The sequence below is a fragment of the Croceicoccus sp. BE223 genome (assembly GCF_031457155.1).
Taxonomy (GTDB): Bacteria; Pseudomonadota; Alphaproteobacteria; order Sphingomonadales; family Sphingomonadaceae; genus Croceicoccus.
This window is the reverse complement of record NZ_JAVDWB010000002.1, coordinates 578,709-597,777: the sequence shown is the minus strand read 5'-3', so window position 1 is coordinate 597,777 and position 19,069 is coordinate 578,709. Positions and strand designations below refer to the sequence as shown.

Annotated in this window: 19 protein-coding genes; 7 read left to right on the top strand and 12 right to left on the bottom strand. The window is 67.5% G+C overall.

The window, feature by feature from the left end; genetic code table 11:
- Window positions 1–190: 190 nt before the first annotated feature.
- From J2X37_RS06875 to fabI, 3 genes are read left to right on the top strand one after another with little or no spacing between them, the layout of a single operon-like run.
- Entirely contained in the window at window positions 191–1,180 is a 990-nt protein-coding gene (locus tag J2X37_RS06875; protein WP_310019246.1) for a DnaJ C-terminal domain-containing protein, read from the top strand.
- The gene (locus J2X37_RS06870; RefSeq protein ID WP_310019244.1) at window positions 1,146–2,168 is read left to right on the top strand and encodes a YihY/virulence factor BrkB family protein; all 1,023 of its coding nucleotides are present in this window, start codon (window positions 1,146–1,148) and stop codon (window positions 2,166–2,168) included. Before J2X37_RS06875 ends, J2X37_RS06870 begins: the two co-directional genes overlap by 35 nt.
- Before the next feature lie 8 nt (window positions 2,169–2,176).
- Window positions 2,177–3,001: an enoyl-ACP reductase FabI gene (gene fabI, locus J2X37_RS06865; RefSeq protein WP_310019243.1), complete on the top strand. Its 825-nt coding sequence runs from the start codon at window positions 2,177–2,179 to the stop codon at window positions 2,999–3,001.
- A gap of 33 nt (window positions 3,002–3,034) precedes the next feature.
- Here fabI and J2X37_RS06860 read toward each other — a convergent pair whose 3' ends face one another.
- The 9 genes from J2X37_RS06860 to J2X37_RS06820 form a co-directional block, all read right to left on the bottom strand.
- On the bottom strand, window positions 3,035–3,607 hold the full coding sequence (locus J2X37_RS06860) for a hypothetical protein (protein ID WP_310019241.1): 573 nt from the start codon (window positions 3,605–3,607) through the stop codon (window positions 3,035–3,037).
- A gap of 99 nt (window positions 3,608–3,706) precedes the next feature.
- A complete protein-coding gene (locus tag J2X37_RS06855) occupies window positions 3,707–4,243 on the bottom strand; it encodes a demethoxyubiquinone hydroxylase family protein (protein ID WP_310019239.1) in 537 nt (178 codons plus the stop codon).
- Between the two features lie 3 nt (window positions 4,244–4,246).
- On the bottom strand, window positions 4,247–4,747 hold the full coding sequence (locus tag J2X37_RS06850; protein ID WP_310019237.1) for a disulfide bond formation protein B: 501 nt from the start codon (window positions 4,745–4,747) through the stop codon (window positions 4,247–4,249).
- A gap of 19 nt (window positions 4,748–4,766) precedes the next feature.
- Window positions 4,767–6,122, bottom strand: coding sequence for a S41 family peptidase (locus J2X37_RS06845; protein ID WP_310019558.1), 1,356 nt, complete (start codon window positions 6,120–6,122; stop codon window positions 4,767–4,769).
- A 113-nt stretch (window positions 6,123–6,235) separates the two neighbouring features.
- On the bottom strand, window positions 6,236–7,336 hold the full coding sequence (locus J2X37_RS06840; RefSeq protein ID WP_310019235.1) for a peptidoglycan DD-metalloendopeptidase family protein: 1,101 nt from the start codon (window positions 7,334–7,336) through the stop codon (window positions 6,236–6,238).
- Between the two features lie 47 nt (window positions 7,337–7,383).
- Window positions 7,384–7,806 carry a 23S rRNA (pseudouridine(1915)-N(3))-methyltransferase RlmH gene (locus tag J2X37_RS06835; protein ID WP_310019233.1) on the bottom strand — a complete coding sequence of 141 codons (423 nt, stop codon included), beginning with the start codon at window positions 7,804–7,806 and terminating at the stop codon, window positions 7,384–7,386.
- Window positions 7,807–7,898: 92 nt separating this feature from the next.
- Window positions 7,899–8,333 carry a ribosome silencing factor gene (gene rsfS, locus J2X37_RS06830; protein WP_310019230.1) on the bottom strand — a complete coding sequence of 145 codons (435 nt, stop codon included), beginning with the start codon at window positions 8,331–8,333 and terminating at the stop codon, window positions 7,899–7,901.
- 142 nt (window positions 8,334–8,475) lie between these two features.
- Window positions 8,476–9,126, bottom strand: a complete 651-nt coding sequence (locus J2X37_RS06825; protein WP_310019228.1) for a nicotinate-nucleotide adenylyltransferase — start codon at window positions 9,124–9,126, stop codon at window positions 8,476–8,478.
- Between the two features lie 16 nt (window positions 9,127–9,142).
- The gene (locus J2X37_RS06820) at window positions 9,143–10,438 is read right to left on the bottom strand and encodes a glutamate-5-semialdehyde dehydrogenase (protein WP_310019555.1); all 1,296 of its coding nucleotides are present in this window, start codon (window positions 10,436–10,438) and stop codon (window positions 9,143–9,145) included.
- 318 nt (window positions 10,439–10,756) lie between these two features.
- Here J2X37_RS06820 and J2X37_RS06815 point away from each other — a divergent pair, with 318 nt between their 5' ends.
- Together J2X37_RS06815 and J2X37_RS06810 are read left to right on the top strand one after the other, a co-directional pair.
- Window positions 10,757–11,935, top strand: coding sequence for a M23 family metallopeptidase (locus J2X37_RS06815; protein ID WP_310019226.1), 1,179 nt, complete (start codon window positions 10,757–10,759; stop codon window positions 11,933–11,935).
- A gap of 4 nt (window positions 11,936–11,939) precedes the next feature.
- Window positions 11,940–12,308 (top strand): polymer-forming cytoskeletal protein, encoded by a 369-nt coding sequence (locus J2X37_RS06810; protein WP_310019224.1) that lies wholly within the window; start codon window positions 11,940–11,942, stop codon window positions 12,306–12,308.
- A 78-nt stretch (window positions 12,309–12,386) separates the two neighbouring features.
- On the opposite strand, the gene J2X37_RS06805 is transcribed toward J2X37_RS06810, so the two are convergent.
- The 3 genes from J2X37_RS06805 to J2X37_RS06795 form a co-directional block, all read right to left on the bottom strand.
- Entirely contained in the window at window positions 12,387–14,102 is a 1,716-nt protein-coding gene (locus tag J2X37_RS06805) for a long-chain fatty acid--CoA ligase (RefSeq protein WP_310019222.1), read from the bottom strand.
- A gap of 152 nt (window positions 14,103–14,254) precedes the next feature.
- The gene (locus J2X37_RS06800) at window positions 14,255–14,929 is read right to left on the bottom strand and encodes a DUF1013 domain-containing protein (RefSeq protein ID WP_310019552.1); all 675 of its coding nucleotides are present in this window, start codon (window positions 14,927–14,929) and stop codon (window positions 14,255–14,257) included.
- A 212-nt stretch (window positions 14,930–15,141) separates the two neighbouring features.
- The gene (locus J2X37_RS06795; RefSeq protein WP_310019549.1) at window positions 15,142–16,119 is read right to left on the bottom strand and encodes an NAD(P)H-quinone oxidoreductase; all 978 of its coding nucleotides are present in this window, start codon (window positions 16,117–16,119) and stop codon (window positions 15,142–15,144) included.
- 154 nt (window positions 16,120–16,273) lie between these two features.
- Between J2X37_RS06795 and J2X37_RS06790 the strand changes: the two genes are divergently transcribed.
- Window positions 16,274–16,489, top strand: coding sequence for a DUF1192 family protein (locus J2X37_RS06790; RefSeq protein WP_310019220.1), 216 nt, complete (start codon window positions 16,274–16,276; stop codon window positions 16,487–16,489).
- A 176-nt stretch (window positions 16,490–16,665) separates the two neighbouring features.
- Window positions 16,666–19,062: an ATP-dependent Clp protease ATP-binding subunit ClpA gene (gene clpA / locus J2X37_RS06785; protein WP_310019217.1), complete on the top strand. Its 2,397-nt coding sequence runs from the start codon at window positions 16,666–16,668 to the stop codon at window positions 19,060–19,062.
- The last annotated feature ends 7 nt before the right edge of the window (window positions 19,063–19,069 follow it).

The window sequence follows — 19,069 nt, the reverse complement described above, 5'->3', positions numbered from 1 at the left end:
CCAGTCCGGTCAAGTTGGTTTGCAAACGGCGCGGATTCGGCTCCGCCCCGTGGCCTAGCATAGGCACAGCGGCAGCGCGGCGCAAAGCCCGTGGTGACGCCCCGGTCCGCTTGCGGCGCTGGCCCCGCCTGTCCACCGCCGATGGCGCGCCCCGTTGCGCAAAGCGCAAACGCTGCCTAGCTATCACCGCATGGCCGATCCCTATTCGATCCTCGGCGTGCAGCGCACCGCCAGCGAGAAGGACATCAAGTCCGCCTATCGCAAGCTGGCGAAGGAACTGCACCCGGACCGCAACCAGGACAATCCCAAGGCGGCGGAACGCTTTTCCGACGTGACGAAGGCCTATGACCTGCTGTCGGACAAGGACAAGCGGGCGCAGTTCGACCGCGGCGAGATCGACATCGACGGCAATCCCCAGATGCCTTTCGGCATGGGTGGCGGCGGCGGTTTCCGCGGCGGCGACCCGTTCGGCGGGCGCAGGCCCGGCGGCATGGGCGGCGGTTTCGGCGGCGAGGAAGTCGATCTGTCCGACCTGTTCGAAGGCCTGTTCGGCGGCAACCGCGCCGGACGTGCCGGGGGCATGGGTGGGGGAATGGGCGGTGGCGGTCCGTTCGGCGGCATGGGCGGCGGCCCAGGTGGCGGCCAGCATCGCGCTCCGCCCAAAGGCGCCAGCGTCGAATACCGCCTCGCCGTGCCGCTGACCGACATTGCCAACCTCTCGCCCCAGCGGATCACCCTGTCCGACGGCAAGACCATCGACCTCAAGCTTCCCAACGGCGCACACGACGGCTTCCAGATGCGCCTTGCCGGCAAGGGCCAGGCCGGCCCCGGCGGTGCGGGCGACGCCATCGTCACCATCGTCGAGAAGCCCCACGCCTTCTTCCGCCGCGACGGCGACGATGTTCGCATCGACCTGCCCGTCACGCTGGACGAGGCAATCAACGGCGCGAAGGTCAAGGTGCCGACGACCGGCGGCGCGGTCATGCTGACGGTCGCGCCGGGCAGCTCGTCGGGCAAGGTCCTGCGGCTCAAGGGCAAGGGCTTCACCCGCAAGGACGGCAGCCGCGGCGACCAGCTCGTGACGCTCGAGATCGACCTGCCCGAAAACGACGCCGATCTGAAGGCACGGCTGGACGGCTGGCGCGATGCGCGGGCCGTTCGCGCCCGGCTGGGTGTGTGATCATCGCCTGGCAACGGCTGACCGGCACCGCCCGCCCGACGGCGGGTCGGTCAAGGTGAAGCGGCACATCAAGTTTCACTATCACCGGGTCCGCACCGAAATCGGCCCCGGCACCCGTACGTTCGAGATCGTCAAGCGCGTTGCCTGCGGCGCATGGAACGACGGTTTCATCCATGCCGGCAACCTGGCCTACATGACCATCCTGTCGCTGTTCCCCTTCTTCATCGTCGCCGCCGGCATATTCTCGCTGGTCGGCGAGGCGGAGGACCGGACCGCGGCGATCAACGCCATCCTGCTCGCCGTGCCGAGGGTCGTCGCCGAAGTGGTCGAACCGGTCGCGAGGGATGTCGTTTCGGCGCGCAGCGGCTGGCTTCTGTTTGGCGGGGCGCTGTTCGGGTTGTGGACCGTGGGGAGCCTGATCGAGACGATCCGCGATATCCTGCACCGCGCCTACAGCACAAGGCCATCGGTCAACTTCTGGAAACACCGGCTCCTTTCGACGGGGGTGATCATCGGCTCGATCGTGATCCTGATGATGAGCCTGTCGGCCCAGTTCTACATCTCCGCCGCGCAGCAGGCGATCGAGGCGTGGTTTCCCGATGCGGTCGACACCTCGGCCACGCTGACCCTGTCGCGATTCGGCTCTTCGGGCGGCCTGCTGCTCTCGCTCTGGCTCCTGTTCGTGACACTAACGCCAAAGCGTTACCGGGGCCGCCGCTATCCCAAGTGGCCCGGCGCGGTGCTGGTGACCGGCTGGTGGCTTCTCGTCTCGATCACCCTGCCGGCGGTGCTGCGCACGGTCTTCGCCTACGACCTCACCTACGGCAGCCTCGCCGGCGTGATGATCGCCCTTTTCTTTTTCTGGCTGGTCGGGCTAGGGCTCGTCGTGGGAGCGGAACTCAACGCGGCGCTGGCCACCACGCCCGCATCGGGGAACGACAACACGGCCGCGGATACGGGGGCGGAGACTTCCGGCGGCCAGCAATGAGTGGATCTATGGACGAACAGGCACTTCCGACCGGCACTCTGATGCAGGGCAAACGCGGGCTCATCATGGGCCTTGCCAACGACAAGTCGCTGGCCTGGGGCATCGCCCGGGCGCTGCGCGCGCAGGGCGCGGAACTGGCGTTCTCCTACCAGGGCGAGGCGCTGGCCAAGCGCGTGCGCCCGCTGGCCGAAAGCCTCGACAGCGATTTCCTGATCGAATGCGACGTGTCGGACATGGACGCGCTCGACACCGCTTTCGCCACGCTGGCGGAGCGCTGGCCGACCATCGACTTCGTCGTTCATGCCATCGGCTTTTCGGACAAGAACGAACTGCGCGGCAAGTATGTCGACACCAGCCTCGACAACTTCCTGATGACGATGAACATCTCGGCCTACAGCCTGGTCGCGGTGACCCGGCGCGCCGCCGCGATGATGCCCGATGGCGGCTCGATCGTGACGCTGACCTATTACGGCGCGGAAAAGGTCGTGCCGCACTACAACGTCATGGGCGTGGCCAAGGCGGCGCTGGAAACGAGTGTGCAGTATCTCGCCAACGATCTCGGCCCGCAGAACATCCGCGTCAACGCCATCAGCGCCGGCCCGATCAAGACCCTGGCGGCGAGCGGGATCGGCGATTTCCGCTACATCCTCAAGTGGAACGAGCTGAACAGCCCGATGCGCCGCAACGTCACCATCGACGATGTCGGCGGCTCGGCGCTCTATCTCCTGTCGGGACTGTCGTCGGGCGTGACGGGCGAGACGCACCACGTCGATTGCGGCTACCACGTCATCGGCATGAAGCAGGAAGACGCGCCCGACATCGCGCTGAGCTGACGCGGCGCGCAGACGAAAACGTGTGTCCGGCGCTCAGTTGCCGCTGGCGGGCGCGGGGAGAGGATCGGTCGCTGCGTCGGCAGCGGCGGCTTCCTGTGCCTTGCGACGCGCTTCGTATTCCGCCTCGATCGCCTCGACCCGTTCCTGCTGCAGGCGGGCTTCCTCGTCGATGGTCGACAGGCGCTCGGCCCGCGCCTCGGCGACCAGCTTGCCCATCTGGACGTCGGAGCTGTTGGCCTTTTCGGCGTAGGCCTGTTCGATTTCCTTGATGCCGCAGCCGGTCGCCCCTTCCGGGCCGACGGTGTTGCACGAACCCACGCCGGTCGCGCCGACTTCGCGGTTGGCGGCGACCTTCGAGGCCCACGCCTCGTTCGCGGGACTTTCCGTTGGGCGCAGGTTCTTCGGGATGCGGTAGGGGTCCTCCTGCCGGACGCAGACCACGATCTGTTCGGCGGTGGAGGGCGGACAGGCCTGGTCACCGTAGACGATGACCTGATTCACCGGCACGTCATCGGCGGCATCCTGCGCAGCGGCAGGCACGGCGGATAGGCCGAAACCGGCGATGCCCGACAGGGCGGCGACGGCGGAAAGGATCGTGCGGGTCATCGTACGGGCGCCTCCTTCAGCGCGGCGGTTCACTTGCGGCATGATAAGCCGAAACGGCCGTGAATGACAGGTGAAGCGGTGCCGCATCGCCCGCGTCCGTCAGATACGTTTGGACAAAGCGATCGCCGCGCGGCAGCCCAGCCGGATCGCGCCCGACAACAGCGGATAGCCCGGCGCGCGTTCGGCGCCGGCGGCAAGCGCGGTCGCCTTGTGCTCGCGCTCGTCGTCGCGGAATTCGCGGATCATCTCGCCCAGCTCCGCATCGCTTTCGCCCAGCTGGTCGAGCTGCTGCGAATAGTGGCGGTCGATCTCTTCCTCGATCGCGGCGGTGCAGGCCATGGCCGCTTCCGGCCCGATCAGCGCGGTCGCCGCGCCAAGCGCGAACCCGGCCACGTCCCAAACCGGCTGGAGCACCGTCGGGCGCACCCCGCGCTCCACCATCAGCGCGTTGAAGCGGTCGAGGTGTTCCTGCTCCTGCGAGGCCATCGCGGCGATCTGCCCGGCACCCGGCCCCCGGTCGCCCATCACCGCGATCTGGCCCGCATAGATGCGCGCCGCGCCGTATTCGCCGGCCTGGTCGACGCGGATCATCTGCTCGATCGTTTCCGCGCCCGTCGTGATCTGCTGTCTGGTCATGCCCTATCCAACGCGCGAAAGGCCGCCCGGTGCCGCGCGGCGCCGCGACAGGGCCAGAATGACGATGGCCGCGGCGGTGGAGATCAGGAAGTTCCAGCCGGCCATCGAAATGCCGAACAGGCTCCACTGCACCTCGTCGCAGCGCACCGTTGGCGCGCCCATGATGGCGTCGAGCGCGCTTTGCCCTTCGGCGATGGTCAGCCCGGTGCACTGGGTAAAACCTTCCCACCAGCCGTATTCCACGCCGGCATGGAAACCGCCGATCAGACCCGAGACGAGGATGCCGAGCGCCGCCAACCGCACCAGCCCGATGCGCAGCGGCCCCAACGGCACGACGAAGGCCAGCACCGCGGGCACCAGCGCCGCGAAATGGGCATAGCGTTGCCACCAGCACATCTCGCACGGGTAGAGGCCCATGCCGTATTCGAAGAAATAGGCCCCGGCAAGCAGCGCCGCCGGGACGATCAGCGCGACCAGCCGCGCGGTGGACAGGCGATCGGTCATCGCAAGCGTCTTCTGGCGGTCAGCGCCGCTGCGACGCGGGCTTGGCCCCGGCGGGCCTGGTCATCGTCTGGGCCAGCCGGGTGTTGCGCAGGGTATCGATTGCGTAGTGCAGCTGGAAATCCTTGATGCCGCGCTTTTCCAGTTCCTCGGGCGAGATCTGGAACCGCGGATCGTCGATCTTGTCACGCTCGAGATCGCGGTCGTCCATGTCCAGTTCGTTGATGAGGTGCCCGCGCAAGTCGGATTCGCGGATCGCCCGTTCGGCGCGTAGCCGGGCATCGGGATCGGAAATCTGCGGCACCGCGATGTCCGGCTCGATCCCGCCTTCCTGCACCGAGCGCCCCGACGGCGTGTAGTAGCGCGCGGTGGTCAGCTTCAGCGCGCTGTCGCGGGTCAGCGGCAGCAGGGTCTGGACGCTGCCCTTGCCGAAGCTGCGCTGGCCCATGACGAGCGCGCGATGATGATCCTGCAACGCGCCGGCGACGATTTCCGACGCCGAGGCGGAGCCCGCATCGATCAGCACGACGATCGGCACACCGCGCGCGATGTCGCCGTTGCGCGCCATGTAGCTTTCGTTGTCCCGCGCGAAACGGCCGCGCTGCGACACGATCTGCCCGCTGTCGAGGAACAGGTCGCTCATCGCCACCGCCTCGTCCAGCAGGCCGCCGGGGTTGGAGCGCATGTCGATGACGATGCCCTGCGGCGCGCCGCCCACGTCCTTGCGGATGCCGGCCAGGGCCTTCTCGACCTCGCGCCCGACATTGGCGCTGAAGGAGGAGACGGTGATGACACCGACCTTGCCGTCGACGGTATAGCTGACCGGCTGGAGATCGATGATGGCGCGGGTCACCTTGACGTCGAACGGTTCGTCACGGCCCGGCCGATAGATGGTGAGCCCGATGGCGGTGCCCGGCGCGCCGCGCATCCTCTCCACCGCCTCGTCCAGCGTGCCGCCGTAGATCAGCTTGCCGTCGATGTGGGTGATGAAGTCGCCGGCCTTCACCCCCGCCTTGTCGGCCGGGGTGCCTCGCGTCGGCGCGATCACCTTGACCACCCCGTCCTCCATTGTCACCGACAGGCCGAGCCCGCCGTAGCTGCCCTCTGTTTGGGTGCGCAGGCTTTCGAAGGCGGTGGCGTCGAGATAGGCCGAATGCGGATCGAGGCTGGCGAGCATGCCGTCGATCGCGCCGCGCAGCAGCTTGTCGTTGTCGACCTGGTCGACGTAATTGGCCTGGATCCGCTGGTAGATCGCCATCAGCTTGCCAAATTCGGGGGCGCCGCGCGCGTCCACCGCGGCCAGACCCGCCGTCGTCGCGGGCAGCAGCGCGAGCGCGGTGACGAGCGCTGCGGTACGCAGGAGAGGCGCGAAGCGGATAGCCATGGGCAATTGTCGTCCTTGTGCGTGACCCGCCGATCCGGGGCGGGACCTGTTGCGAGGCAATGTATAGTCTGTGAACGCTGAACGCCAGATGGCGGCCGTTAAACGGTTCAGGGTAGCAGCGGGTGGATCGCCGTCCGGCCCCGCCGCAATTCGTAGAGGATGGCCGGATCGCGGGCCGGCGCGGTGCCGACGGCTTCGCCTTGCATCACCTTCTCCCCGGTCGCCACCACCGCGCGATCAAGGCCCGCGAGCATGCCGATCAGGCCGTCGCCGTGGCGCAGGATGACGACGGTGCCATAGCCGCGAAACGGACCGGCAAAGGCGACTTCGCCCGCCAGCGGCGCGCCGACCGGCGCGTTCGGGGCAGGGGCGATGGTGATGCCCTTGCTGCGTCCGCCAGCCGCGTCGCGCTCTCCGAACCCGGCGAGGACACGCCCCGCCACCGGCACTTGCGGCTTCGGCCCCTTGCGCTCAGGTCCATTGCGCTCAGGCCCACTGTCCCCGCCGGCCAGCAGGTTCGGCGCCGGCAGGGCCGAAAGCTGCGCGAGGGTACGCCGTCCCTGTGTTTCTTCCGCGACGAGTTGCCCGATCGACAGCGCCTGCGCCCCGGCGAGCGTGGCGTCGCGCCGCGCGCGGTTCGCCTGCCGGGCCAGTTGCTGCGCGGTGATCCGGCCCTGCGCGCCGCTCTCGGCCAAGGCCTCGCGCCGCGCGTAGAGGTCGGAGCGAGCCTTTTCGCCCGTCGCCCGGGCGCGTTCGGCGTCGGCGGCAAGGGTGCGCGCCTGCGCCAGATCGGCCCTAAGCGAGGCGGTGCGCGCCGCGATCTGCGGCTGCAACCCGGCGACCATGGCGCGCATCCTCACGAAATCGCGGATCGAACCGGGCCGCATCACCAGCAGAAGCGTGGGGCGGCGGGCCTGCCGTTGCAGGGCCGCCAGCATCCGCGTCAGCGGTGCCTGTCCCAAGGCGAGGCCGTCGCGCAGCCCGGCGAGCCGCGCCTCCGCGGTGCCGGCGCGAATCCGTGCCGCCTCCAGCCGGTTTTCGGCTTCCGCGATTTCGGCGGTCAAACGGCGCGCTTCGGCCTCCTGCCGCAACGCGCGGTCCTGGATCAGGCGGGACTGGTCGGCGAAGCGCGCTGCCTGGCGCTCGGCGGCAAGCCGGGCCGCCTCCACCTCGCGCAGCCGGTCGGCGGTGGTTGCAGCCAGCGCCACGGCCGGAATGGCAGCAAGCGCCACGGCCAGGACCAAGCGCCGCAACGCTATCCGGCCCGGTGGTAGGGATGGCCGGCGATGATGCTCGTCGCGCGCCACAGCTGTTCGGCCAGCATCGCGCGAACCATCAGGTGCGGCCAGGTCATCGGGCCGAAGCCGAGCAGCAGGTCCGCCTCCGCCCGCGCGGCATCGCCATGGCCGTCGGCCGCGCCGATCAGGAAGCGTGCCTCGCGCATCCCGTCGTCGCGCCAGCGTTCGAGGAGCCGGGCGAAATCCTCCGACGACATCGGCTTGCCCCGTTCGTCGAGCAGGACCGTTCGGCATGGAGACAGCGGGGGCGGGACGGTGCCGCCCACGTCGGGCAGCTCGGTCCACTGCATGGGCCAGGTCACGCGCTTGGCATAGCGGGCGACGAGCTCGGCCTCTGCCGAACGGCCGATCTTGCCGCGAGCGATGACGTGCAGGCGCATGCGAGCCTGTTACACCGCGCGCGCGAATGTCGTCCAGCGCGTGGCCCGGTTATACCTTGGCGGTTTGTCCGGGCATCGGCGCCAGGGCGGGTTCAGGCGCTGCCGCCCTCTCCGAAACCCCACATGCGTTCCAGGTTGTAGAACGAACGCACTTCGGGCCGGAACAAGTGGACGATCACGTCGCCCGCGTCGATCAGCACCCAGTCGGCGGCGGGCAGCCCCTCGATCCGCGCGGGGCCGAAACCCTCGTGCTTCACCCGCTCGGCCAGTTTCTGGGCCATCGCGGTCACCTGCCGGCTCGAGCGGCCGTTCGCGATGACCATGTGGTCCGCGATCGAGCTTTTGCCGGCAAGGGGAATCGAGACGATGTCCTGCGCCTGATCGTCGTCAAGCGACTGGAGCACCAGCGCGTGGAGCGATCCGGGCACGGTATCGATGTCGGCGATCCCGCTGACGGAAGTGGGCAGACCCGTCGGGGTCTGGTTCTGGAGGCCGGACGAGGCCGGCTTGGCTTGGGCCGTGTTCATAAGATGGATGTAGGCTCCTCGACAGCGCCCTTCAACGAGAGTCGCGCCCACGTCAATGCGAAACGCGGGACTCCCTCCTGCACCATGCAGGATGAACGATACCGGAAATGGACCATGAAAGGCACGCAGCGATGCGCGCGGTTCAAGCCGGGTCCCCCGAGACGGACCTGCGCGTGACCCCGTCGCGGGGCCGGGCCGCAAGCCAGGCGTCGGCCCAATCGGGCTCTGCCATGCGCCGGGCCGTGGCCGAGCGCTTGTCCGGATCGAATGCCAGGAACACCAGTGCCGGTGCGCTCCAACTTTCCCGGTTTCGCAATCTGGCGGCCGGTACCCGGTAAGGCCGGAGCCAGGCCGTGGCAGGGCTTGTCACGGCCTGCGCATCATACCCCGGACGGGCAATCACCGCAATCGGCATGGTCCGCGCTATCCTCCGCCAGTTCTTCCAGCGGTGGAATTGCGCCAGGTTGTCGCTGCCCATCAGCCACACGAAGCGGCGCTTGGGGTAGCGTCGGACGAGCGCGGTCAGCGTCGCCTCGGTATAGACGGTGCCCAGATCGCGCTCGATCGCGGTCACCCGGATCGGCGCGCGGCGCGCTTGGCGGCGGGCGCTCGCCACGCGGGCGTTGAGGGGCGCCATGCCCGCCTTGGGCTTGAGCGGGTTGCCGGGGGACACCAGCCACCACGCCTCGTCCAGTCCCAGCGCGGCCATGGCGAAAAGGGTGATGCGGCGATGACCGCCATGCGCGGGATTGAAGCTTCCGCCAAGCAGGCCGGTGTAGATCGGCGCGGTCACTGGCGAGAGGGCCGGTTCAGGGCCGGGTCTGGCCGTTGCCGCGGACCTGCCACTTGTAGGTCGTAAGACCTTCGAGCGCGACCGGGCCGCGCGCGTGCAGCCGGCCGGTGGCGATGCCGATCTCCGCGCCCAGCCCGAATTCGCCGCCATCGGCGAACTGGCTGCTGGCATTGGCCATGACGATGGCGGAATCGACCGCGTTCAGGAACCGCTCCGCGACCGCTGCATCGTCGGTGACGATGGCGTCGGTATGGCCCGACGAATGCGCCGCGATATGTTCCAGCGCGGGTTCGAGCCCGTCGATCACCGCGACCGACAGGATCGCGTCGAGGTATTCGGTGTCCCAGTCCTCGTCGCTGGCCGGCAGGATGGCGGGGTTGAGCGCCTGCGCCCGGCCATCGCCGCGCAATTCGCAGCCCGCGTCGATCAGCCGCGCGACAAGCGCCTCGCCCGCCGGATAGGCCGCGTCGATCAGCAGCGTCTCCATCGCGCCGCAGATGCCGGTGCGGCGCATCTTGGCGTTGAGCGCCAGCGCTTCGGCCATGTCGGGCGCGGCGGCGGCGTGGACATAGGTGTGGCAGATGCCGTCGAGGTGGGCGAGCACGGGGACCCGCGCTTCGGCCTGCACTCTGGCGACGAGGCTCTTGCCGCCGCGCGGCACGATCATGTCGACGCCATCGGCGGCCTGCAACAGTGCGCCCACGGCGGCCCGATCCTGTGTCGGGACAAGCTGCACCGCGTCTTCGGGCACGCCACCGGCGGCAAGGCCCCGCTGGAATGCGGCGAGGATCGCGCGGTTGGAATGCACCGCCTCGCTCCCCCCGCGCAGGATCGTGGCGTTGCCCGCCCGCACGCAGAGCGAGGCTGCATCGGCGGTCACGTTGGGGCGGCTTTCGTAGATGATGCCGATGACCCCGATGGGCACCCGCACGCGCGAGAGCCTGAGGCCGTTGGGGCGTTCGGCGGCGTCGATGACTTGGCCAACCGGATCGGGCAAGCCGGCAACCTGCTCCACCGCGTCGGCAATGCCGCCCAGCCGCGCCGCGTCGAGCCGCAGCCGGTCGAGCATCGCCCCCGAAAGCCCCCGCTCCTCCCCCGCGGCCAAGTCCTTGGCATTGGCTTCGAGGATCAGGGCGGCATCTGCGCGCAGCGCGGCGGCGGCGCGGCGCAAGGCATCGGCCTTGGTCGCATCCGACATTCCGGCGAGAATACGCTGCGCACTGCGCGCGCGTGCCGCCAGTTCGGCAATGACCGCGCCCACGTCCGGCGCACCGGCGGAGAGGGTGGCCGCGGCGGGTGTCTCGGGCGTCATGGTATCGGTGGTCGTCATGGCCGCGCAGTTACCACCGCCGCAGGCTGCTGTCAGTCGCTTTCGCGATTGCGGCAGAATCGGGGCGGGTCGATTCTGTCGACATCGGTGTCAGCAGCTCGGCCAAACACGTTCGGGCAAGTTCTGTTCCCGCGGTTTCCACAATTTTGCCGCAAATCGTCTCGGCTCGTCCCGACAGCCCAACGGTTCATCCCGTCGCAAGAAATCGGAACTCGACGTTAACCTCGTCCCTGATAGCCAAAGCGCCGACGGGAAAGCCGGGCACCCCCAGCCTGGCTTGATGGATTACGGGATCTTGGTGTGAAAAAGGCGGCCAGCGGGTTATCCACCCGCCTGCAGAACTGGTTTCCGGATCGCGAGTTCATCATGCGCTCGCAAGGCCAGGTCCGCTTCGTCCGCATCAGCGGGAAATTCCAGAAGCGCCTCGCCGGTACGGTTGCCGCGATGACCCTTGTCTGGACCGGCACGATGGCCGCGGCGCTCGCCAACGAGGTGCTGCAGCACCAGAATGCCGAGGAGCTGTCCTCGCGCGAAGCCCGCATCGCGACCGCCGAAAGCCGCGTCGCCGCCTATCGCGACAATCTCGACGGCACCGTAGAGGATTTGGCGCGCCGACAGGATTTCATCGACGAGATGGTCGAGAACCACCTGGGCGAACTGCCCGCTGCCGGCACGGTCAAGGGCGTGCAGGACAGCACGGCCGAAACCTCTCGCACCGTCGACAAGGTCAGCATGGTCATCCCCGAAGCGGCAGGAGTCGCCCGGATGGAGGCGCGCCAGGTCGCCTTTGTCGAAGGCCTGACCCGACTGGCCGACAAGCGCGCGGCCAAGGCGGCCGCGGCGATCCGCGGTATCGGCCTGGACCCGGTGGCGATCGTGCGCCACGCCGATCGTTCGGCCATGGGCGGTCCGTTCGAGGCCTTTGCCGGCGCAGAAGCGATCGACCCCCGATTCGAGAAGCTGGGCCTGTCGCTCGCGCGGATGAGCGCGCTGGAGCGTGGACTTGCCGGGATCCCCAATGTCCTTCCTGCCAGCATCGACATGATTTCCTCGGGCTTCGGTTATCGCCGCGATCCGTTCAATGGCCACGCGGCGATGCACGCCGGGCTCGACTTCCGCGGTCCTGTCGGCACGCCGATTCATGCCGCGGCCAAGGGCAAGGTCAGCTTCGTCGGACAGAAGGGCGGTTACGGCAACGTCATCGAGATCAGCCACGGCAACGGTCTGATGACCCGCTACGCCCACATGTCCCGGTTCAAGGCCCGCGTCGGCCAGCCGGTCGATGCCGGCGACGTCGTCGGCCTGATCGGCTCGACCGGGCGCTCGACCGGGCCGCATCTCCATTTCGAAGTTCGCATCAACGATCGCGCGGTGAATCCGCGTCCCATGCTGGAAAAGGGCGCAAGCCTGCTCGGAGCCAAACGTGTTCTCAAGGAACGACAGAAGCGCGGAGCCTTCGCGCCCGCAAAGGACAGCTAATCCCGTGGCGACCAATTCCACGTTCTCGGTGCTGGGCGCCGACCTGAAGATCAAGGGCGACATCAGCGCCAGCGAGGACCTGCACATCGACGGCGGAGTGGAAGGCGACATCACCTGCGGTTCGCTGGTGCAGGGCCAGTCGAGCGTCATCAAGGGTTCGATCACCGCCGATTCGGCGCGGCTGGCCGGCACCATCGAGGGGGCAATCACCGCCAAGACGCTCGTCGTGCTGAAGAGCGCGAAGATCACCGGCGACGTGTTCTACGACACGCTGACCATCGAGCAGGGCGCGATGGTCGAAGGGCGCTTTGCCCAGCGCCCTCAGAACGGCATGAAGAAGACCGAGGAACCGGTTCTCAGCCTCGCCAACTGATCCTGGACCTGTGAACCGACCGGGCCCGCTGCCGCAAGGTGGCGGGCCCGTTCGTTTGGGCCCCGTCCGTTCTACCGCTCAGCCGGCGGCGATCTCGGCGCGAAGGGCCTTGCGGTCGAGCTTGCCGATCATCGTCTTGGGCAGTTCGTCGCGGATCTCGACCGCGCGCAGCCGCTCGTGCTTGCCGACTTGCGCGTTGATCCAGTTGCGCAGCCCCTCGGCGGTTTCCTCGGCACCTTCGTTCAGGGTGACATAGGCCTTGGGCACTTCGCCCAGGTAGTCGTCGGGAACGCCGATCACCAGCGCCTCGCGAATGGTGTCGCGGGCCAGGATCACGTCCTCGATCTGGCTGGGGAAGACCTTGAAGCCGCCGACGCTGATCATGTCCTTGATCCGGTCGACAATGGTGATGAAACCGTCGGCATCGATCGTCGCGACGTCGCCGGTGCGCAAGTAGCCGTCGGCAAAGACGTCGCCCGCATCTTGCCGGCGCCAATAGCCGAGCATCGTCTGGGGGCCGCAGATCGCGAGCTCGCCCGGTTCGCCAGGCGAAGCGAGGCGCGACGGATCCTCCTTGTCGAGCAGGCGGACCCGCGTGCCGGGCAGGGGTTGCCCGATCGTGCCGGGCCGCTCGAACTCGCGCCCATCGAAGGGGTTGGTCGAGACGATGCCCGATTCGGTGAGGCCATAGCCCTCGACGACGTGCGCGCCGGTCGCCGCCTCGAACCGGCGCTTCAGCGGCAGGGGCAGAGGTGCCCCACCCGAAATGCAGACACGCAGCGACGCGAAGTCGGTCTTGGCCACGTCGGGATGGTCGAGCAGCGCCTGGTACATCGTCGGGACGCCCGGCATCGAGGTTGCGCGCACCCGCGTCTGCGCCTGCAGCGTCTGGCGCGCGTCGAAACGCGGCAGCATGACGATCATCCCGCCGTCGAGCACGGTGCGATTGAGCACCACGATGTTGGCGAAGATGTGGAACAGCGGCAACACACCCAGCATGATGTCGCGCTCGCCCCTGTGGGCATCGACGCGCAAGGTCTGCCGGGCGTTGGCGGTAATGTTCTGATGCGTCAGCATTGCGCCCTTGGGCCGCCCGGTGGTGCCGCCGGTGTACTGCAGCAGGGCCACGTCGCTGACCGGATCGATGGCGACAGGCGCCGGCCGGTCGCAACCCGCGACGAAACGGTCGTAGCGTACCACGCGCGGATCGTCGGGAAGCGGGGTGACCTGCTTGCGACCGAAAATGCGCAGCAGCGTCGCCTTCATCCGGGGCAGCATGTCGGCCAGCCCCTGGACGACGACCTTTTCCAGCCGCGAGCAATCCATGACCTTGAGCGCCGTCGGCAGCAGCGCCGCCGAATCGATCGTGAACAGCATCGTCACGCCCGAATCCTCGACCTGCGCGGCCAGTTCCTCGACCGTGTAGAGCGGGGAAAAATTCACCGCCGTCGCGCCGGCCAGCAGTATTCCGTAATAGGCCGCGATGTAAACGGGGACGTTGGGCAGGAACAGGCCGACACGGTCGCCCTTCCCCACGCCCGCCCGCTGCAGCGCATGGGCGACGCGCGCGACTTCGGCGTCCATCTCCGCATAACTCGTGCGCCGTCCGTAGAAATCGACGATCTTTTTCGTGCCGCCCAGCGCGACGCCGCGGGCGAACAGGTCGGGGACCGACAGGGGTTCGAACGCGCTGCTCCACGCGATCGGATGCCGATAGTTGTGCGGTTCGCCTTCCCCGGGCCCGCTGCGGGGCCATTCGCCGGGAAGCACGCTCTCCATGCTACTTACATTCATGTCAGTTATTGTGGACTGTTATCCCGCCGGCGGCAAGCCGTCCGTCTTGCGCGCACAGCAAAAAACCCGGCACCGCAGCGAAGCGGGCCGGGTCTTTTGCAGAAGCGGGCGACGGCGCCGAGGCTGCCGTTACGGCACCGCGGCGTCGATGTTTATTCCGACGTTCCTTCCTCGCGGCGCGCGGCGAGCCAGGCTTCGGCCTCGGCCTCCTGTGCGGCGACGACAGCGGCGCGCGCGGCGTCTTCGCGCTCCTTCTTCAGCTCGTCGATCAGCGCCTGGCGATCGTCGACCAGCTTCGAATCGGGCACCGATTCGGCCTCGATCCCGGCCTTCTTTGCGGCCTTGCCGACAGCGGCGTCGAGTTCGCGCTGCGAGCACAGGCCCAGCGTCACCGGATCCTTGGGATTGATGTTCTGAATGTTCCAGTGCGACCGCTCGCGGATCGCGGCGATGGTGTTGCGGGTCGTGCCGATCAGCTTGCCGATCTGCGCGTCCGACATCTCGGGGTGGTTGCGCAGGATCCAGGCGATGCCGTCGGGCTTGTCCTGGCGCTTCGACACCGGGGTGTAGCGCGGGCCCTTCGTACGCGAGATCTGCACCGGCGCCTTGTGGATCCGGAGCTTGTAGGTCGAATCGGCCTGGCCCTTCTCGATCTCCTCGTTCGTCAGTTCGCCCGAACGCACCGGATCGCGACCGGTGTATTTCGCGCCGGCGAGATCGTCGGCCATGGCCTGGACCTCGAGGATGTGGAGGCCGCAGAAATCGGCAATCTGTTCGAAGGTCAGGCCGGTATTGTCGACCAACCAGCTGGCCGTCGCGTGCGGCATCAGGGGAGTGGCTTGATTCTGGCTCACGGGAGCACCTCTCGAGTACGGGCCCGGCACCGGCATCAGCGATGCGCGCGGGCGGCAGATACGATAAGGGCCGCCCCTTACCGGAGCGGCCGCTTGCCTGCCCGATTTAGGGGAAGCGCGCCCTTTCGGCAAGGGCGCAGTGCAGGGCCGGCACTTTGCAGTCCCTGCGCCGCTTCCAACAACGCTCAGATATCGAGCACGATCTTGCCGATATGCTCGCCGCCATCCATCCGCGCATGGGCGCTGGCCGCATCGCGCAGGGGGAAGCTCGTGTCCATCGCGGGGCGGAGCTGGCCTGACTGGACGAAGGGCCAGACCGAGCCGCGGATCTCGTCGGCGACCGCCGTCTTGAACGCTTTCGGGCGCGGGCGCAGCGTGGATCCCGTCAGGGTCAGGCGCCTGGTGAGAACCTTGTGCATCGGGATCGAGGCCTTGACCCCGCCCATCACCGCGATCGTCACGTGGCGGCCGTCTTCGGCCATGCAGTCGATGTTGCGGGCGACGTAATCGCCGGAGATCATGTCGAGCACGACATCGACACCGCGGCCGTCGGTGATGCGCCTCACCTCCTCGACGAAGTCCTGCTTCCTGTAGTCGATCGCGTGATGCGCGCCCAGTTTGCGGGCGGCCTCGCACTTGGCCGCATCGCCGCAGGTCACGATGATGCGGATGCCGAACAGGACCGCCAGCTTGATCGCCATCGTGCCGATGCCGCTGGTGCCGCCGTGGACCAGCAGCCAGTCGCCCTCTGCCGCCAGCCCGCGTTCGAAGACGTTGTGCCAGACGGTGAAGAGCGTTTCGGGAATCGCCGCTGCCTCGGCCAGCGAAAGCCCTTCGGGAACCGGGAGACAGTGACCCGCTTCGGCAAGACAGTACTCGGCATACCCGCCGCCGATGACAAGCGCGCATTGGCGCGTGCCGACCAGTTCCGGCCCCACCCCTTCGCCGACAGCCGCCACGGTCCCCGCAATCTCCAGTCCCGGAACCTCTGGCGCACCCGGCGGCGGGGGATAAAGCCCCTTGCGCTGCATCACGTCAGGGCGGTTCACCCCGGCGTGCGCCACCCTGATCAGCACCTGCCCGGCGCCGGGCCGAGGAACGTCGATCTCGCGCGGGACCAGCACTTCGGGCCCCCCGGCCCCGTCGCACAGGATCGCGGTCATGGTTTCCGGCACGGTCGTATCAGGCACTCGCGTCATCCCCTTGTCGACGCCCCCGAAGCGGCCGGCCCCATCCGGTCGTTCCAGCGCCAAACGGTGGACTACTAGCGCCACCCGTTGACAGCAAGCCATCGAGACCCAAGATTGGCATCGTAAGATGGACGACGACGATCGCCCCCGTATCCGCGGCGACAACGCCAGCCGCCTCGCCAGCGAAAGCCTGGACAGCTATTCGCAGGACGAGATGGACGTTCGCATCGCGCAGCTCGAAGCGGAAATCGCCCGCGTCAAGGCGCACGGCGCAAAGGCCGCCGCGCATCGCCTTGCCGCCGACGCACTCTTCGCGACCAGGCCGGTCGAGCCACCGGCGTGACCGGAACGTCGCCTTGCCGGACTTCGGCGGGTCGACCTGCAATCGTCGCATTTTTCTTTACGCAGGTGCAGCAATCGTGCTGCATTGCAGCAACCATTCCGTTTGCCGTTCGTTCAGACGACTCCGGTAGACTGGTTATGGGCACCGCTTCCTAGGCACAGAAAGGGCCTTTCACGATGCCATCATTTGCCCAGAGCCTCGAAAAGACGCTCCACTCGGCTCTCGCCAACGCGGCGGAACGCAGCCACGAGTATGCGACGCTGGAACATCTCCTGCTCGCTCTCGTCGACGATCCGGATGCGGCGCAGGTGATGGAAGCGTGCGGCGTCGACCTGCCCGAACTGGGCAATGTGGTGAAGCAGTACCTCGACCAGGAATACCAGTCGCTGAAGACTGCGGACAAGGCCGACCCCTCGCCCACCGCCGGGTTCCAGCGGGTGATCCAGCGCGCGATCCTGCACGTGCAGTCGAGCGGCAAGGACACCGTGACCGGCGCCAACGTGCTGGTCGCCCTGTTCTCCGAACGCGATTCCTATGCCGTCTATTTCCTGCAGCAGCAGGACATGAGCCGCCTCGACGCGGTGAGCTACATCAGCCACGGCATCGGCAAGTCGGGCCGCGCCGTCGAACAGCGGACTCCCAAGGGCACGCAGGAGGAAGAGGCCAAGCAGGAGGAGAAGGCCGAGAGCGGCAAGGGCAAGAAGGATTCCGCGCTCGACCAGTTCACGGTCAACCTCAACGAGAAGGCGCTGGCCGGTAAGGTCGATCCGCTGATCGGTCGCGGGCCGGAAGTGGATCGCACCATCCAGATCCTGTGCCGCCGCTCGAAGAACAACCCGCTCTATGTCGGCGATCCGGGCGTCGGCAAGACCGCCATCGCCGAGGGCCTCGCCCGCAAGATCGTCGAAGGCGACGTGCCCGAAGTCCTGATCGACGCGGTCATCTACTCGCTCGACATGGGCGCGCTGCTGGCCGGCACCCGCTATCGCGGCGATTTCGAGGAGCGCCTGAAGCAGGTCGTCAACGAGCTCGAGAAGATGCCGGAGGCGATCCTGTTCATCGACGAGATCCACACCGTCATCGGGGCGGGCGCGACCAGCGGCGGCGCGATGGACGCGTCCAACCTGTTGAAGCCCGCGCTGTCCAGCGGCGCGATCCGCTGCATCGGTTCGACCACCTACAAGGAGTTCCGCAACCACTTCGAAAAGGACCGGGCGCTGCTGCGCCGGTTCCAGAAGATCGACGTCAACGAGCCGACGGTCGAGGACACGATCAAGATCCTCAAGGGCCTGCGCTCCGCCTTCGAGGAACACCACCAGGTCAAGTACACGCCCGACGCGATCAAGACCGCGGTCGAATTGTCGGCCCGGTATATCAACGACCGCAAGCTGCCCGACAAGGCGATCGACGTGATCGACGAAGTTGGCGCGATGCAGATGCTGGTGCCGCCATCGAAGCGGCGCAAGACGATCACCTCTCGCGAGATCGAGCAGGTCATCTCGACCATGGCGCGCATCCCGCCCAAGTCGGTGTCGAAGGACGACAAGAAGGTTCTCGAACATCTCGAGCGCGACCTGAAGCAGGTAGTCTTCGGGCAGGACAAGGCGATCGAGGTGCTCTCCACCGCGATGAAGCTCTCGCGGGCAGGCCTGCGCGATGCGGACAAGCCGATCGGCTCGTTCCTGTTCAGCGGCCCGACCGGCGTCGGCAAGACCGAGGTGGCGCGCCAGCTGGCCGACATCATGGGCATCCCGTTGCAACGCTTCGACATGTCGGAATACATGGAGCGCCATTCGGTGAGCCGCCTGATCGGTGCCCCTCCGGGTTATGTCGGCTTCGATCAGGGCGGCCTGCTCACCGATGCGATCGATCAGCAGCCGCACTGCGTCCTGCTGCTCGACGAGATCGAGAAGGCGCACCCGGATCTGTTCAACATCCTTTTGCAGGTGATGGACAACGGGCGGCTGACCGACCACCACGGCAAGACCGTCGATTTCCGCAACGTCGTCCTGATCATGACGACGAACGCGGGCGCGGCAGACATGGCCAAGAGCGGCATCGGCTTCGGCGACGTGTCGAAGGCGGATGCGGGCGACGATGCGGTGAAGAAGCTCTTCACCCCCGAATTCCGCAATCGCCTCGATGCCATCGTGCCGTTCGCCTATCTCGGCAAGGCAATCGTCAGCCGGGTGGTCGACAAGTTCATCCTCCAGCTCGAGATGCAACTGGCCGATCAGAACGTGCACATCCAGTTCGACAGCGACGCGCGTTCGTGGCTGGCGGATCGCGGCTACGACAAGCTTTATGGCGCAAGGCCGATGAGCCGCCTGATCCAGGAGAAGGTCAAGCAGCCGCTGGCCGAAGAGCTCTTGTTCGGCAAACTGGCACAGGGCGGCGAGGTCCACGTCTCGACCCGCGAGGAAGACGGCAAGCCGGTGCTCGCCTTCGAACTCACGCCTGCCGCTCCCAAGGTGGTCAAGTCGCGCAAGGGCAAGACCGTCAAGGGTTCGGCGAGGGGCCCGGGCAAGAAGACGGACGAGCCGACGCGCTCGACCGACGACAAGGCCGAGTGAGCTTCGT